At 71.0% G+C, this 13,410-nt stretch carries 12 protein-coding genes; 1 reads left to right on the forward strand and 11 read right to left on the reverse strand.

Going from position 1 to position 13,410, the window contains the following annotated elements; translation table 11 throughout:
• Positions 1 to 24: 24 nt before the first annotated feature.
• The 6 genes from D7W81_RS02130 to ruvB all read right to left on the reverse strand — a co-directional run bounded on the left by D7W81_RS02130 (position 25) and on the right by ruvB (position 7,126).
• Positions 25 to 648 carry a hypothetical protein gene (locus D7W81_RS02130; protein ID WP_120553670.1) on the reverse strand — a complete coding sequence of 208 codons (624 nt, stop codon included), beginning with the start codon at positions 646 to 648 and terminating at the stop codon, positions 25 to 27.
• 125 nt (positions 649 to 773) lie between these two features.
• Entirely contained in the window at positions 774 to 2,012 is a 1,239-nt protein-coding gene (locus D7W81_RS02135) for a DUF4388 domain-containing protein (protein WP_120553624.1), read from the reverse strand.
• 30 nt (positions 2,013 to 2,042) lie between these two features.
• Complete coding sequence (locus D7W81_RS02140) at positions 2,043 to 3,137, reverse strand: thioredoxin domain-containing protein (protein WP_120553625.1); 1,095 nt, start codon at positions 3,135 to 3,137, stop codon at positions 2,043 to 2,045.
• Between the two features lie 56 nt (positions 3,138 to 3,193).
• Positions 3,194 to 4,138, reverse strand: coding sequence for a UDP-3-O-acyl-N-acetylglucosamine deacetylase (gene lpxC, locus D7W81_RS02145; RefSeq protein ID WP_120553626.1), 945 nt, complete (start codon positions 4,136 to 4,138; stop codon positions 3,194 to 3,196).
• Between the two features lie 447 nt (positions 4,139 to 4,585).
• Positions 4,586 to 6,070, reverse strand: coding sequence for a hypothetical protein (locus D7W81_RS02150; protein WP_120553627.1), 1,485 nt, complete (start codon positions 6,068 to 6,070; stop codon positions 4,586 to 4,588).
• Between the two features lie 18 nt (positions 6,071 to 6,088).
• On the reverse strand, positions 6,089 to 7,126 hold the full coding sequence (gene ruvB / locus D7W81_RS02155) for a Holliday junction branch migration DNA helicase RuvB (protein WP_120553628.1): 1,038 nt from the start codon (positions 7,124 to 7,126) through the stop codon (positions 6,089 to 6,091).
• Positions 7,127 to 7,245: 119 nt separating this feature from the next.
• Between ruvB and D7W81_RS02160 the strand changes: the two genes are divergently transcribed.
• The gene (locus D7W81_RS02160) at positions 7,246 to 8,331 is read left to right on the forward strand and encodes an MBL fold metallo-hydrolase (RefSeq protein ID WP_120553629.1); all 1,086 of its coding nucleotides are present in this window, start codon (positions 7,246 to 7,248) and stop codon (positions 8,329 to 8,331) included.
• A gap of 4 nt (positions 8,332 to 8,335) precedes the next feature.
• Here D7W81_RS02160 and D7W81_RS02165 read toward each other — a convergent pair whose 3' ends face one another.
• The 5 genes from D7W81_RS02165 to D7W81_RS02185 all read right to left on the reverse strand — a co-directional run bounded on the left by D7W81_RS02165 (position 8,336) and on the right by D7W81_RS02185 (position 13,305).
• On the reverse strand, positions 8,336 to 9,826 hold the full coding sequence (locus D7W81_RS02165; protein WP_120553630.1) for an ELWxxDGT repeat protein: 1,491 nt from the start codon (positions 9,824 to 9,826) through the stop codon (positions 8,336 to 8,338).
• A 286-nt stretch (positions 9,827 to 10,112) separates the two neighbouring features.
• Complete coding sequence (gene ruvA / locus D7W81_RS02170; RefSeq protein ID WP_120553631.1) at positions 10,113 to 10,727, reverse strand: Holliday junction branch migration protein RuvA; 615 nt, start codon at positions 10,725 to 10,727, stop codon at positions 10,113 to 10,115.
• On the reverse strand, positions 10,724 to 11,305 hold the full coding sequence (ruvC, locus tag D7W81_RS02175; RefSeq protein WP_120553632.1) for a crossover junction endodeoxyribonuclease RuvC: 582 nt from the start codon (positions 11,303 to 11,305) through the stop codon (positions 10,724 to 10,726). The genes ruvA and ruvC overlap by 4 nt, the downstream gene beginning before the upstream one ends.
• Positions 11,306 to 11,331: 26 nt before the next feature.
• Positions 11,332 to 12,090 (reverse strand): YebC/PmpR family DNA-binding transcriptional regulator, encoded by a 759-nt coding sequence (locus D7W81_RS02180; protein WP_120553633.1) that lies wholly within the window; start codon positions 12,088 to 12,090, stop codon positions 11,332 to 11,334.
• An 87-nt stretch (positions 12,091 to 12,177) separates the two neighbouring features.
• Positions 12,178 to 13,305, reverse strand: a complete 1,128-nt coding sequence (locus tag D7W81_RS02185; protein ID WP_120553634.1) for a response regulator — start codon at positions 13,303 to 13,305, stop codon at positions 12,178 to 12,180.
• Positions 13,306 to 13,410 lie beyond the last annotated feature (105 nt).

A 13,410-nucleotide genomic window follows, 5' to 3' on the forward strand; every position in this document is an offset into this window, starting at 1 on the left:
GCCCCACGCGTGCGCCGCGTGGGGTCAAGGAGTCCGGGGCGTGGAGCGCACCGCGACGCTCGGCTCCGGGAGCGGACGGACGCCCGCCATCAGGGCGTCCACGCTCTCCGTGATGCCAGCGGAGGCCTCCGTGGGCCAGGTGGCCAGCATCATCAGCACGCGGCCTCCGTTGCCCTCGCGCACGGCCACCTTGCCGCGCACGCCCTCCCCCACCTGGAAGTCGAAGCCCACGGCGCTGTCCGACAGCGCGATGGGCTGTGGATCCGTGGTGGTGAAGCCCGGCTGCTGGCGCAGCCCCACCGTCAGCCGCTCCGCGAACTGCACGGGCGTGGCCACGCCGGGCGCCACCTGCAGCACCACCTGGGCCCCCGTCACGCGGTGGCGCAGGATGACGGGAATCGCCAGCCCCTCCGGGGTGCGCTCGTTCGTCTCATCCAGCTGCCACTCCGCCGTGGGCCGGATGATTTCGAACCCCAGGTCCTCGTCCACGTAGCGCCGCGTGGTGGACGCGATGGCGGACTCGTCCGAAGCCATCCCCGAGCCCGAACCGCCCGTGCCGGGCTCCGCCTTCGTCACCGCCGTCCGGGACGCGCTACACGCCGTGCTCAGCAGAAGCACTCCCCACCCCAACATCCGCATCGCGCCCATGTCGCTCGTCCCCCGCCAGCCACCAGCCGTGGCGAGGAACGTGGGCACCCACCTCCGGGCACGCCAGGGGCACACGGGGGCGGTGTGCGCTGTCCGACGGTGGAAACTTCGCGCTGGAGCCGCGCCTACGACAGGCCGCCCTGGAGGGTGCGGTAGGTGTTGGCCAGCCGCTCGGCCACGTCCGCCGGCAGCGCGTTGCGCGCGGAGAACAGCGCGTAGGACACGAACGCGTCCAGCGCCTCCAGCGCCATGGCGCGGCCCACCGCTTCACCGCCGCTGGTGGACACGTTGGCGCGCAGCCGGGCCACGTCCACCCGCCCGTCCGGCCCCAGCGTGACGCCCTGGTAGGCGTTCTCCAGCCCCGGGGGCGGCGCCTCCACGAAGCCGCGCAGCAGGTCCACGTCGCGGCCCGCCTCGCGCAGCGCGCGGTGCACCAGCGACAGGAGGAGGTTGTAGCGCTCCTCCGCGGACAGGAGCTCCCAGGCCATGCCCTCCACCGCGGGCTCCGGTGCCGGAGGCGCCTCCGCGGCCCGCACGGCCAGGTGCCCGCCGCGCACCGACTCCTCCACCCCGCTGTAGAAGGCGTACTGGCTGCCCGCGTAGGCGGCCTTGAGCGCGCCCAGCGTGGTGCCCCCGCCCAGCGTCGCGAACAGGGCCTCCTCGCCAGGCAGAGCGCCCTGGGGGCCGGGCGTCACGCGCATGTCGTCCGGGAAGCGGCGCCGCAGCCGGCCCGTCTCCTCCGCGCGCTTGATGCCGGTGAGCACCAGGTCGCGCGTGCGCTCCGGCAGCTTCACCGCGTCCACCGCCGGGGCCTTCGCCTCCAGGAAGAGGAAGCTGCCCTCCACCATCTCGAAGAGGTTGAGCACCACCTCGCGCACCACGAAGGTCATGGCGCTGTAGAGGCTGGCCTCCGACACGAGCCCCTGCGACGTGAGCACCTGGCCAATGCGGCGCGCGGGCGTCACCTGCGCCAGCGCCTGGGTGAGCCGCGCTTCCGTCAGCAGGCCCAGCCGCACCATCACCGCGCCCAGGCGCTCCCAGCGCTCGCTGGAGGTGGCGAACACCACCTGCCCGTCGCGGAAGGCCACCGTGCGGCGCACGCCGCCGTGCTGCACGACGAGCTGGCCGGTGCGGATGCCCGAAAGAATCTGGGCGAAGACCTCCTCGACCGAGAGCGTCTCCAGGCTGCCGGCGAAGAAGCCGGACGCGCCGTGGGACTCCGGAAGGAGCACCAGCCCCTCCGGCGCCAGGAAGTGCGCCGAAAGGGGCCGGGTGGGAGAAACGACGGCGGCGAGCGGCCGCTCCAGTTCGAGCGAAGCCGCCTCACCGCTCACGCGGGGCGTGGCCTTGGGTCTGGACGCCACCGCATCCCTCCCGCGACGCGCTGCAGAGGACTACTTCGCGCCCTTGAGCTCCGCGTCGATGACGCTCTTGAACTCTTCGAAGGGCTGCGCGCCCGACAGCATGATGCCGTTGATGAAGAACGCCGGCGTGCCGCTGACGCCCACCTTGGAGCCGTCCGCCATGTCCGCCTTCACCGTGGCGGCCTTCTCGCCGGAGTCGAGGCAGGAGTTGAACTTGGCGGTGTCCAGCTTCAGCTCGCCCGCGTACTTCTTCAGGTCATCCACGCCCAGCGCCTGCTGGCTGGCGAAGAGCTTGTCGTGCATCTCCCAGAACTTGCCCTGGTCGTTGGCGCACAGCGAGGCCTCCGCGGCCTTCTGCGCCTGCTTGTGGAAGTCCAGCGGGAACTGGCGGAACACCAGGCGCACCTTGTCGCCGTAGGTCTTCGTCACCTGGTCCACCGACGCGATGGCGCGGCTGCAGAACGGGCACTGGAAGTCGCTGAACTCCACGATGGTGATGGGCGCGCCCTCCGGACCCTTGGACGGGCCGGTGGCGGCCACCTGCTTGCGCTCCGCGGGCGGGCGCGGGGGCTCGGGCAGCTCGTACTTCACGTTGGCGCCCTGGCGCAGGGTGTCGAAGAACTTCTGGGCCGCCTCCTGCTTCTGCTGGCCGGACAGGAAGTCCACGATCTGCGGCTTCATCTGCTCGTAGGTCGCGCCCGGGGGCAGCTGGCCCTTGGCGCCCTCGAAGACCTCCTTGATCTTCTCTTCCGGAGGCGCGGGGATCTTGTCGTCGATCTCCGCCTTGAGCAGCTGGTCCTCGGTGATGCCGCGCTTCGTCGCCTCGGCCTTCACCAGGCGCTCGGTGACGAGCCCTTCCAGGCCGCGCTTGCGCAGCTGGAACTTCTGCTTGTCCAGGTTCGCCAGCGGCTCCTTGATGCGCTCGTTGAGCTCACCGAAGGTGACCTTCTCGTTGGTGCCGAAGGTGGCCACCACGGTGTCCGGCGAAGGCTCCGTGGCATTGGCTGCCTGGGCCTGCGCGGCGGGCGCCTGGGCATTGGCCGGCGCCTTCTCCTTGCTGCAGCCGGCGGTGAGGGATGCCGCGAGGAGGGCGGCCAGGGCGATGCGAGTAGAGCGCATGGACATAGCCCGCCGACTTAATAGAGGTCCTCGGGGCTGGCAAGGAATTGACAGCCCCGCGTTCAGGCGACCAGGGGCTCCAGCTCCAACGCGCCCGCGAGGCTTCCGCGCCCGGGCTCACGGCCCTCCACGTCCCGGCGGCGCGAGGTGACGATGTCGAAGCTGGAGGGGTCCGCCAGCACCTTGCGCACGAGCTTGTGATTGAGCGCGTGGCCCGTCTTGAACGCCGTCATGTGGCCAATCACGGGCCGGCCAAAGAGCGACACGTCGCCAATGGCATCCAGGATCTTGTGGCGCACGAACTCGTCCGGGAAGCGCAGGCCGTCCGGGTTGAGGATGGCCGACTCGTCCACGACGACGGCGTTCTCCAGCGAGCCGCCGCGCGCCAGGCCCAGCGTCTTCAACTTCTCCACGTCGCGCAGGAAGCCGAAGGTGCGGGCGCGGGAGATTTCGCGCGAGAAGCCCCGGTCGTTCACGTCCACGTCGAAGGACTGGCCCTGGATGACGGGGTGCTCGAAGTCGATGGTGCAGCTGATGCGGAAGCGCCGGGCGGGGGTGAGCGAGGCCTGCTTGTCGCCGTCCGTCACCACCACGTTCTTCTTGATGACCAGGTACTCGCGCGGCGCGTCCAGCTCATGGGAGCCCGCGTCCATGATGGCGTGGGTGAAGGGGGCCGCGCTGCCGTCCATGATGGGCACTTCCGGCCCGTCCAGCTCCGCGCGCACGTTGTCGATGCCCAGCGCCGCCAGCGCGGACATCAGGTGCTCCACCGTGCCCACCTTCACGCCGTCCCGGCCCAGGGTGGTGGCCAGCGACGTGTCCACCACGAACTCCGCCAGCGCGGGGATGCTCACCGGGCGCGCCAGGTCCGTGCGGACGAAGACGATGCCATGCCCCGCGGGCGCGGGCTTCAGGGTCAACGTCACGGGCAACCCGGAGTGAAGCCCCACGCCGCGGCAGATGGCCGGCTGGGAGAGGGTGCGCTGGAAGTCGGTGAGCTGGAGCATGTCGGTGTCGCCTCTAGGGACTGCTTGTACTGACATACGCGGTGTACGGCCCCGTCAGGCCGTTCCACGGCGGTCTGACGCGGTGCACATAGGAGCAATCAACATGCCACGGGGCTGTGACACAAGAATTGCCTTGCGGGGGCCCCCTGCCCTTCACAACCCCCCGGAACTGCTGGCGTGGCAGGGGCCGGGACGGGGTCCGTGCTGGACCGGGGCCGGGACACCCCTCTTGGGAAACCCACCACTGCTCCTCCCACCGTGACAGCGATGTCCGGAATCCATCCTTCGGACCCCGGCGCCCCCGGATGGTTTCGCGCCAACCGGGAGTGCGTGTCACCCACGCAACAATGGCGCGTCTCTATCGCAGGCGAGTGCCTGGAAGCAAACGCGCTCCCGGGACTCACCGGGAGTCCGGGGCTTGACGGAAATCATGACGGGGAGGCCGGGTCAGCGGGCAGGCGGCAGGAAGCGATCGCGCAGGGCTTCCGCGTCCGGCCTGTCGAAGCCGCGTCCCTGGAGGAGGGAGCGGCGGCTGACGGCGTGGAAGGTGGTCTCCAGCGTCTGTGAGAAACGCCGGAGGTCTTCCGCCAGGCGGCTGCGGATGCCGGGGCCTTCCGGCGGCCAGGGCAGCTCCACCAGCAGCGAGGTGAAGCGGTCGAAGGCGTCGTAGTCCGCGTAGCGCAGCAGCTGGTAGCCGCCGTCGTGGAAGTAGTCGAGGAACGACTTGAGGGCCTCCAGCACGTGCTCGGCGGACGCCACGTCCTCCGAGCGCAGGTGGCTTTCAGCGGCGCGGCAGAGCTGGGCGTAGACCCACAGGTCCTTGCGCAGGCGCAGCGCGGCGTCCTGGGCGCTGGTGAGGTGGGCGAAGGCTTCATCCCCCAGCGAGCCGTTGGGGGCCAGCGCGTCCACCAGCGCGACGATCTGCTGACGCAAGAGCGTGGTGAACGCCTCCGCGGCGCGCAGGGGGGCGGCGGGGTCGCGGTCCAGGTCCACCAGCACTTCGCGGGCGATGCGGTCCGTCTCCCGGGCCAGGTCGCGCGCGGCGCGCAGCGTGGCGGCCTGCAGGTGCCGGGCGCCGGCCTTGGGGGACAGCTCCGTGTGCAGGTAGCTGGCGACGGCGGCCACCTCGCCGCGCACCAGGGACAGGAGCACGCGCACGCGCCGCGGCACGGGTGGCTGGGACTCTGGATCCACGTGCGTCAGGTAGTGCAGCACGCGGAAGAGGCCCAGGAACGCGGTGGTGAAGAGGGGCCTCGTGTCCGCGGGCAGCGTGCCCAGGACGTCCAGCAGGCGCACGGAGCGCAGCCGGTCGTACTCGACGCGGAACTCCAGCGGGCGGAAGGGGCGGAAGTAGCGGTTGAGGACGATCTCCCGCAGCGTCAGCTTGCCCACGTCCTGGAACAACGACAGGCCGATGAGCGGCAGCTGGAGCAGGTTGTCGAGCAGGTTCTTCAGCGCGTCGAACGCCTCGCGCACGACGAAGAGGCTCTCCGGCGGGGTCTCCTGGTCCAGCTCCTCTTCAATCAGGAGCCGGCGGACGCGGTCGTCCGCGAGCTGGGTCTCCACGTACTTGCGGAAGACCATCTTCGGGTCGCTGTCCGGGTCCTGCAGGTGCCGGGCGACGCGCACGGCGCGCTCCATGGCGTCGCGCACGTCCACCAGCTCCTCGTGGAAGTCGCGCGTGACGAGCGGCCGGGCGCGGGAGTCCACCACGGAGTTGTGGAGGTTCAGGTAGCGCTCCACGGCGCGCAGCCACATCTCGAACTCGAAGAGCAGCTCCTCGCGCCCCTCCACCGGGACGCCGCGGAGCCAGCGCTCACGTTCCGCGAGGAAGCCCGCGCGCGTGGCCTGCGAGGCGCGCATCAGGTCGCCGTAGTAGTCGCGGGGACTGGAGAGGACCGTGGGCACGGCGGGCGCGGGGGCTTGGCTCATGGCGTAAAGAGGTGCGGGCTAGAAGAGCGCCCCTTGCGGGGAGCTGGGGGGCGGCGTCTTCTTGAAGTACTGGTAGGTGCGCAGCGTGGCGGTGCGGCCCCGGGGCGTGCGCATGAGGAAGCCCTCCTGCATGAGGAAGGGCTCGTAGACGTCCTCGATGGTGTCGCGCTGTTCGCCCACGCTGGCGGCGATGGTCTCCACGCCCACCGGGCCACCGCCGAACTTCTCCAGGATGGTCAGGAGAATCTTCCGGTCCATCGCGTCCAGGCCGCTGGCGTCCACGCCCAGGCGGCTCAGCGAGTCGTGCGCCAGGTCGTAGGTGATGCGGCCGTTGCCCTCCACCTGGGCGAAGTCGCGCAGCCGGCGCAGGAGGCGGTTCGAGATGCGGGGCGTGCCGCGCGAACGGGTGGAGATTTCACGGCTGGCGGCGCGGTCCAGGGGCACGCCGAGGATGCGCGCGGAGCGGTCCAATATCTGCTCCAGGAACTTCGGCTCGTAGTACTCCAGGCGCTCTTGAATCTGGAACCGGTCGCGCAAGGGGGACGTGAGCAGGCCCGTGCGCGTGGTGGCGCCCACCAGCGTGAAGGGCGGCAGATCAATCTTCATCGCGCGGGCGGCGGGCCCGGTGTCGATGGTGATGTCCAGCCGGAAGTCCTCCATCGCCGGGTAGAGGTATTCCTCCACGGCGGCGTTGAGGCGGTGGATTTCGTCGATGAAGAGGATGTCCCGCTCGTTGAGGTTGGTGAGCAGACCCGCCAGGTCTCCCTTCTTCTCCAGCGCGGGGCCGCTGGTGACGTGGACGCCCACGCCCAGCTCGTTCGCGATGATGTGCGCGAGCGACGTCTTGCCCAGGCCGGGGGGGCCGGAGAACAGACAGTGGTCCAGCGCGTCACCCCGGCTCCTGGCCGCGGCCACGTACACCTTGAGCTTCTCGACGACCGCCCCCTGCCCCACGTACTCGTCGAAGGTGCGCGGGCGCAGGGAGGCCTCCAGCCGGATGTCTTCCGGCTGAACATCTCCCGAGAGGGTGTCGTCGGACTTCCTCGCCATCGCCATTGCGACCCTATACAGCGAAGGGGCCACGTGTCGCTGCCCTTCTGGCGGCGCTAGACTCGGAGTGGCACGCCGACCGGCCAGCCAGGGGGCACGTCCCCCTGCCCGAAGGGAGTCGCGTCATGATTTCCGCTTCCGCCCCATTCCGTCCCCTGCCCCTGTTGCCAGAGGCCCGCGCCGAGCGCTCACCCGGCCCCCGGCTCCAGAAGCTGCGCCGCGCCGCGCTGGAGGCCCGGGAGGTCTTCGTCCGGGAGGGCCCGGTGGCGGCGGTGGCCACCTGCGACCTCATCACGTTCCCCTACCCCACGCTGTTCGCCTTCAGCGGCGCGGCGCTGTCACCCGCGCCGTACGTGATGATGACCAACCGCATGCAGGTGGTGCAGTTCGCGGAAGCGGGCACCGGCCAGCGGCGCACCCTGCTCTTCAACCCCACCGACTACGAGCGGGGCCACGCGGCGCCCTTCTACCGCGCGCTGCGCGAGCGCTACGGCGCGTTCCTCTCCGACAAGGTGATGTCCACCCGCCACGGCACGGTGCAGGGCCACCTGGAGCAGTTGGGGCTGACGCCGTCGGACGTGGACTACCTGGCCTTCGACCACCTGCACATCCAGGACCTGCGCGGCTGGCTGGGCGGTGACGGCACGCCGCCCGTCTTCCCCCGGGCGAAGCTGCTGGTGCAGCGCGCGGAGTGGACCATGGTGAAGCACCTGCACCCCATGCAGCACGTGTGGTTCGTGCCCGGCGGCGCGGACATCCCCGAGGAGCGCGTGGTGCTGCTGGACGGGGACACGTGGCTGGGCCAGGGCGCGGCGCTCCTGAGCACGCCCGGCCACACGCAGGGGAACATGTCCCTGGCGGTGGCCACCGCGAATGAGGTCTTCGTCGTCAGCGAGAACGGCGTGAGCACGGAGAGCTTCACGCCGCTGTTGTCGCGCATCCCCGGCGTGCGCCGCTTCGCGGAGCAGATGGGCTGGGAGGTGGTGCTCAACGGCAACACGCGCGAGGACTCGCTGGAGCAGTACGCGTCCATGGTGGTGGAGAAGCTCTTCGCGGGCCCTTCCGCGCACGACGCGTCGTTCGTGAACTTCCACCCGTCCTCGCTGCTCACCGCGCACATGCTGGCCCCGGGCCTGGGCCCCACCGTGGTGCTGCCCGCGCCGAACACAGGCGGGCTGCACCCCACGCCCGCGGTGCTGCGCGCGGCCTGAAGGACTACCTGCGGCCGCAGCGGGCCGCGGGGAGGAATGGCAGCGACCAGGGCTCCTCGCCCTGGTCCGGGTCGGTGGCGAGGAAGAAGACGGAGCCCCCCGCGCGCACGAAGCCTCGCGGGTTGGCGCTCAGCCCCGCGGGCGCGATGTCGCGCATCGGGTCCACGTGGCCCGGGGCGCCGTTGGAGTACCAGCCCTCACGGCCCCGGCTGGCCGTCGTCGCGGAGAAGAAGAGCCACCCGTCCGCCGCCGCGAAGGCCATGGGGGTGCTGCTCTCCGAGCCCGGCTCCAGGTCCTGCACGAGCACCGTGCCCTGCGCCGTGCCGTCGGAGCGCCACGGCTCGCGGCCGTGCACGCCGTCATCCGCCGCGAAGTACAGCTGTCCGTCCATCACCGTCAGTCCGGAGGGCAGCGAGCTCCGCGGCCCGGGCCGCACGTCCTTCACCATCCGGGTGCCCATGTGCGTGCCGTCGCTCTTCCACAGCTCGCCGCCGTGGAGCAGGTCGCCGGGCTCACCGAAGAAGCCCTCCGCGCCAGCCATGAAGTACACGGCGTTGCCCAGCGGCGTGAGCTCCGACGGGTAGTCCCCCGGGAAGTGCAGCACCGGGAAGGTGAGGAGGGGCAGGCCCCACGTCACCCAGAGGTCGGCCTCGCCCAGCCCCATGTCCACGAGGAAGAAGAGGCGGTCATTGCCCGCTGGCGTCAGCGCGAAGAGCGCGGTCCAGGCCGGGCCCCGGAAGAGCACTCGCGCGGCGCCGGAGCGCGCCTCCAGCACCCAGAGCGTCACCGACGCCTCGCTGTACGCCACCAGCGCGAGCTTCCCGTTCCACTCCGTGAGGTCGTCCAGGAAGAGCGAGCCCGGGCCGGGCGCGAACTCCTGCGTAAGCTGCGTGCCCTTCGCCGTGCCATCCGTGCTCCACAGCTCGCGGCCGTGCACGCCGTCATCCGCGGTGAAGTACAGGCGCGCGCCCACCACCGTCAGCCCGTCCGGCGCGCCGCCCTGCGCCCCGCGCCGGATGTCCGCCACCAGCACCGTGCCCTGCTCGGTGCCGTCCGACAGCCACAGCTCCGGCCCACGCGCCCCGTCGTCCGCGACGAAGAACAGCCGCCCGCCCATCCGCGTGAGGAAGCGCGGCGTGCTGCCATACGCCCCGGGCCGCACGTCCTTCACCCGGCGCGATGCCGTGTTGATTCCGTCCGTCACCCACAGCTCGCTGCCGGACGCGCCGTCATCCGCGGCGTAGAAGACGTTCCCGCCCACCTCCACCAGCCGCTCCGGCGCGGAGCCCTCCGTGCCGGGACGCAGGTCGCTCACCAGCTGCGCGGACTGGCCACAGGGCTGCGGTCCCCCTGAAGCCTCCACTCCGGCCTCGGCCTCCAACGCCGCCGAAGCCTCACCCCAACCCGCTACGTCCTCACCCTCCGCGCCACACCCCAACCCGAAGACACCAGAGAGCAGCATCACGAGGACCCGAACACCACGCCACGCCGCCATCACAATCGCCTCCTGGGGACGGCGCGGTCCGCGCGGGACCACCGCACCCGCGCTGGAAATTGATGTCTTCAGCGGAATGGGCCAGTTCATGGCCGGTCAGGATGGCGCAGCGGTGTCCGGCCTTGAGCTGCGGAGGTCGCCCGATGACGCTCGGTGAACGCAAGAGGTGTTCAGCCGCCGACGCGCGTGGGCTTATACGGCAAATAGAGTTGCGCGTATTTTCCCAGGATTTCCGTCCCCTGGACACACCGCGTCTCGCCCCGAGGGGCGGAGCGGTGTCCGGAAGTCACGGGGTGGAGCGCAGGGACTTGAGGGATTCCCGGAAGAGGGCCTGGAAGGTGGCGTCCGGGCCCAGCCGCTCGATGACGACGTCCGCGGCCTTCTCCGCCTGGGGCTGCTTGTAGCCCAGGTTGAGCAGCGCGGAGACGAGGTCGGCCTTGTTGCCGGAGGTGACGGGCGCTTTCGGGGTGGTGCCTCGCGCGATGCCCTCCGAGTGCAGGTTGCGCACCTTCTCCTTGAGCTCCAGGACCAGCCGCTCCGCGGTCTTCTTGCCCACGCCGTGGATCTTCGCGAGCCGGGCTGTCTCACCGCGCGACAGCGCCGCGATGAGTTCGCCCACCTCCATGCCGGACATCACGCCCAGGGCCATGCGCGGGCCGACGCGGGACACGGTGTTGAGCAGTTGGAAGAGCTCCTCCTCCGCCTGGGAGAGGAAGCCGAAGAGCTCGAAGGCGTCCTCGCGCACCACGGTGCGGATGCGGAGGTCCACCGGCTGGCCATCCGCGGGCAGCTTGCCCAGCGAGACGGTGGAGAGGTTCACGCGGTAGCCCACGCCGTGCACGTCGATGACGGCATCCTCGGGGCCCTTCTCCAACACGTTGCCACGCAGCCGGGCGATCATCGGCGGGCCTCCGGGCGCTGGTAGGCGGACGACAGGCGGTCCGCGAGCACCGACGCGGCCCCCTTGCGCTTGCCGTTGCCGGGCGCGCTGGCGCGGGGCATGCCCACGCGGAACTGGTTCAGGTGGCACAGCGCGACGGCGAGCGCGTCACTGGCGTCCGCGCGCTCCAGCGTCGCTTCATCCACGCCCAGCAGCGTGCGCACCATGCGCGCCACGGCGTCCTTGTTGCCCGCGCCGCTGGCGCCCACGGACTTCTTCACGCTCGCGGGGGCGTACTCGTGCACGGGCAGGCCCGCCTGCGCCGCGGCGAGCAGCGCCACCCCGCGCGCATGGCCCAGCACCAGGGCGCTGCGGGCATTGCGGAAGGTGAACAGGCCCTCCACGGCCACGGCCTCCGGCTGATAGCGCTGGAGCGCGGCGCTCAAGGCTGCGTGCAAATCCTTCAGGCGTTCAGCGAGGGGCGCGGACTCCACCACCTTGATGACGCCATGGCCCAGGTGCACGAGCTTGCCCTTCTTCTCCTCCACCACCCCGAAGCCCATGAAGCGGCTGCCAGGGTCCACGCCGAGTACGCGCACCGGCCCGTTCCTTTCCCACCCGCCCGTCAGGGGCGCGACGTGGACAGCGACTCCATCAGGGACTCGTCGATTTCGAAGTTGGCGTGCACGTGCTGCACGTCGTCGTTGTCGTCGAGCGCGTCCATCAGCTTCAACATGCGCTTCGCGTTGTCGCCTTCCACCTTCACGGTGTTCTGCGGCACGAAGGTCCACTTCTGCTCGCCCAGGGGCAGGCCCGCGGCCTCCAGCTTCGCGCCCACCGCGTGCAGGTCCGCCGGGGCGGTGCGCACCTCGAAGCCGTCCGCGCCCTGGTCCACGACGTCCTCGGCGCCCGCGTCCAGGGCCTTCTCCATCACCTGGTCCTCGGTGGGGCCGGGCTTCACGGTGATGACGCCCTTCTTGTGGAACATCCAGCCCACCGCGCCTTCGGCCCCCATGTTGCCGCCGTAATTGCTCAGCAGGTTGCGCACGTCGCTGGCGGAGCGGTTCCGGTTGTCCGTGAGGCACTCGATGATGAGCGCGACGCCGCCGGGCCCGTAGCCCTCGTACGTCACCTCTTCGTAGGCCTCGCCGGCCAGCTCGCCCGTGCCCTTCTTGATGGCGCGCTCGATGGTGTCGCGCGGGATGTTCGCGTCGCGCGCCTGGCCCACGGCCACGCGCAGGCGGGCGTTGCTGGAAGGGTCACCGCCACCCAGCCGCGCGGCGACGGTCATCTCCTTGATGGCCTTGGAGTAGAGCTTGCCCTTGGCTACGCCCATGATGGCGTTGGCGCGTTTGAGTTTCGACCATCGGTTGTGACCGGACATGGCGGCGGCTTCGGCGGGAGGTGGACGGGCGTTCAGCCCGTGGCGCTCCCGGACTTGTGCCCCGAGCAGGCCGCCCGAGTCAAACCCTCACGACGCGTCCGGGTCGGTCTCCGGCTCGAGGACGGGCTCGAAGAGGCGGGGCGGCCCTTCGGACTCCCGGGCGCGTTCGCGCTCCTCCACCAGGATGGCGGGCACCAGCACGCCCAGCATGAACAGCCGGGTCGCCGCCTCGTAGGCCAGCGCCTCCGGGAAGCGGCACTCCAGCAGCATCGCGCGCACGGTGCGGCGCCCGTCGAAGAGGCGCACCACCTGCTCCACGTCCTCCGGCAGCGAGGGCAGCTCCCGCGCGAGCCGGTTGAAGTCCACCGTGAGCCGCGCCGCCAGGGGCAGGCCCTTGACGCGCAGCTGTTCGAAGCGCTCCAGGCCGGGCACCAGTTGTTCACACAGGAACGGGCGGTCCAGGGAGAGCGTGCCCCGGTGCAGCTCCGGGCCGAACGTCACCGTGTACGCGCCCGAGCCGAAGCACAGCAGGCGCCGGAACGCGAGGCCGCCGCGCTCGCCGTGGAAGGTCGCGTCCACCACAAGGCCGTGGCGGAAGACGAAGGCGCCGGTGTCCTCCGACAGCACCACCCGTCCGGAGCGCACGCCGGACAAGAGCGCGCGCGCCAGTCCCACCAGGGGCAGGTTTCCGGTGTGCGCGTCGTAGACGTCCTCCTCGCCGCGCCGCCCCGCCTTGAGCCGCGCGAGCACCGCCACGTCGCGCGCGTCCACCGGCTCCACCAGGTATTCGTCCGCGCCCACGCCCGCGGCGAGGTCGCGGTGGAACTCCTCCGCGTGCCGGGCCACCAGCAGCACCGGCAGGTGCGCGGACTTCGGGTCCGCCCGGAGCACGCCGCAGAGGCTGAAGCCGTCGCCGTCCGGCAGGTCCGCGTCGATGATGACCAGCCGGGGCAGCACGGCCGCTGGACCGGTGGGGGCCGCATCCGGCCGCGTCACCCCTGCCTCCAGGCCCAGCTTCGCCAGCGCCGCGCGCGCGCCCTCCACGTGCACGGGCTCGAACCCTTCCGCGACAAGCGCCGCTGTCACCGCCGGCCGGGCCGTCTCCCCCACCAGCAGCACCCAGCCGGAGACCTCACCCGGCGGGGCGAGTGCGTCACGACCTCCCGAGGGCGTGGAGGTTTCAGGGGGCGGTGCGGCGTGCAGGTAGGCAACCATGGATTCCCCATTCTTCCAGGGAACCCGAGCGATTGCACAACCTACCCCCAAGTCCCTGGATTCGTTGGGTTTTGGCCAACGTGCATCCCGAGGCTAGGGTGCGCG

The organism is Corallococcus aberystwythensis, assembly GCF_003612165.1.
GTDB lineage: Bacteria > Myxococcota > Myxococcia > Myxococcales > Myxococcaceae > Corallococcus > Corallococcus aberystwythensis.